The sequence below is a fragment of the Arthrobacter endolithicus genome (genome assembly GCF_026627425.1).
GTDB lineage: Bacteria > Actinomycetota > Actinomycetes > Actinomycetales > Micrococcaceae > Arthrobacter_M.
Genome location: NZ_JAPNLH010000056.1, coordinates 1 through 1,580 on the forward strand (window position 1 = coordinate 1; position 1,580 = coordinate 1,580).

Genomic DNA, 1,580 nt, shown 5'->3' on the forward strand with positions numbered 1-1,580 from the left:
CTTTCTGGCTGATATCCATCGTCTCGAAACAAACGGGTAGGGGTAACACTGTTTTCTGACGGTTCTACCTACACTAAAGGACTGCCAAGACACGCCCACCCCGATAGACTACCCAGATGACCGCAACTACCGACCCGCCCCTGAAAGAATCCACCGTGACCGTTCCAGAGCTGTCGTGGCCGCTTTTGCAGACCGTGGCAGCATTGGCAGACGCCCCCCTGACCCAGATAGCGGAGCGGCTACGTGATGCCACGCTCCCCCATCTGGGAAGCAGCGCGCTGGTCATCTTCACCGAAGACTGCACGGGGCGGCCGCAGAAGAAGGCTGGCGAGGAAGAAATCATTTCCCGAGTCTCCATCGCCGAGCTTGACACGCTTCGCGCTGCCCTACCAGATCAGACACCCTGGTTCGGGGAAACCGAGCTCGCCGGCCGGCCCCGGCCCGTACTCGCCCTCAAACACTCCCCCAGCAATGCCCTCCTCGTCCTCACAGATCCACACCCTGCCGATCCAGGACACGAGGCCTGGCTGGACCTAGTGACGTATCTGTGGGGCATCGTTGCCCGGCGGATCCAGGAGAAAGTGGCCGACGCGCCGCCGTCGTACCTGCTGGAATCGCGGGCGGCTTCAGCTGAACGCGTCCGCGTGACGGCGGAACTGACCGATCTGCACTCCACGACCTTGGAGACCCTCCTAGCAGCCCTGCGCTCAACGTCCTTGGACCATGCAACAGCCCGCTCAACTGTCACTGACCTCACCGCTAAGGCCCTGGTCCGGCTCCGCACCCTCAGCGACCGCACGACGGACCTGGTGGAAGAGCCAGTCGCCACAGCCTTCGAACGCCTGCGGGAGGACCTCCGACCGCTTACGAAATTCAGCGGCATTGAGGTCGAGTTCATCAAGCCGCCCCTAAATGGAAGGGCCCTGCCCGGCGAAGTTGCCCACGCGGCACGGGCCGTCGTCCGCGGACTGGTGCTGGCCATGATGGAACAACCCGACGTCAGCAGAGTCCGGACACAGTGGGACTGCGACGGCGAAAACCTGCTGATCAACGTGCGCGACGACGGCGGCGGCACACTCGCCACCGACGCCCCGAGCATCGGCCGTCTGGACCGTCGGGTCCAGGCGCTCGCCGGACACCTGCAGATCGACGTCATGCCGGGCTGGGGTGCAGACGTTCTCGTCACACTCCCCCTGGACGCGCCGGCACGCCCGGCTGGGGACGTCGCCGGGTGGAATCTTGCCGCCCGGGAACTCGAGGTGCTCCAGCACCTTGCCGCCGGACAACGTAACCGCACCATCGCCTCAACGCTGGGTATCAGTGAGAACACGGTCAAGTTCCATGTGCGGAACCTCTTCAAAAAACTCGCCGTCAGCTCCCGCACCGAGGCCATCGCCCTGGCACATAACCACGGACTCCGGTGAGACTGCAACGACCCGACGTCACCGTCCGATGCCGCGAGGCCGTTATCGGACATCGCCGATTTACTGACGCTGATTGCCTTCTGCTGGCGAAGTCCGTTGGCGAGGCAGCCGTGTAGCTATTGAGGCCGCTGACGGCAGCCGGACGCTTTGCCATCG

Annotated in this window: 1 protein-coding gene; it reads left to right on the forward strand. The window is 64.0% G+C overall.

Annotation, left to right across the window (positions count from 1 at the left end):
* Positions 1 to 116: 116 nt before the first annotated feature.
* On the forward strand, positions 117 to 1,424 hold the full coding sequence (locus tag OS914_RS17960; protein ID WP_267547420.1) for a helix-turn-helix transcriptional regulator: 1,308 nt from the start codon (positions 117 to 119) through the stop codon (positions 1,422 to 1,424).
* Positions 1,425 to 1,580: the final 156 nt, after the last annotated feature.